1 protein-coding gene is annotated in these 707 nt (G+C 36.8%); it reads right to left on the reverse strand.

Annotation, left to right across the window (positions count from 1 at the left end; all coding sequences use genetic code 11):
* Positions 1–688: DUF421 domain-containing protein (locus AC1DRF_RS31020; protein ID WP_477742704.1), on the reverse strand; the 688-nt coding region annotated here is incomplete at its 3' end.
* Positions 689–707: the final 19 nt, after the last annotated feature.

Below are 707 nucleotides of genomic sequence, written 5' to 3' on the forward strand. Positions count from 1 at the left end.
GAGCTTGCTGATCTTTATACTCATCTACATAGAGCATGCCGTTTGTTGACACAACTGCATACAGCACTTGGTTCAACTGAAGCTGACGATTTGAAAGCTCAAGGTTGATCCACTGTTCGGTATAGTGAGATGTTAAGTTTTTATGAATAATTTCTCCGTCCATGATGAGTTCTACCGGTAAACTCATTTCTTTAAACGGCTTAGACAAAACGTCCTGTTTGGCAATGTTTTGATAAGCAGTTTTCTTTAATACTGACAGTTTTCCGCTTACTTCTAAAACAGCAAATTCTACTTCAGCAATGTTGAACGTTCCTAGTTCTCGTAAATGCTGATTCAAGTCGTCAATAGAATATTTGACTTTTTTCATATTTGCTTCAAGAAGCTTTCCTTTTTCCATAATAACCGTCGGGCGTCCTGTAATCCATTTTCGCAAGCGCCTGCTTTTTAGAGCTGTTGATGCTAAAAGAAAATGAATGGCTACAAGAAAAGCAAAAGAAGCGAACATCGGCAGAAATTTTAATTTTAAATCAAATCCCATATTTGCGATGAACGACCCAATAATGATGGACATCGCAAATGTAAAATGATTATTATGCGTGTTAATTTGTTTTCCAATCAGGAAAGTTGTAATGCTTAAGATAATGAAAGAAACAAAGGTTCTAAGAAGGGACATGAGAATGTCTTCCATAGGTTGTGATGTCACCTGC

It is taken from the genome of Priestia sp. P5_B4 (assembly GCF_056400385.1).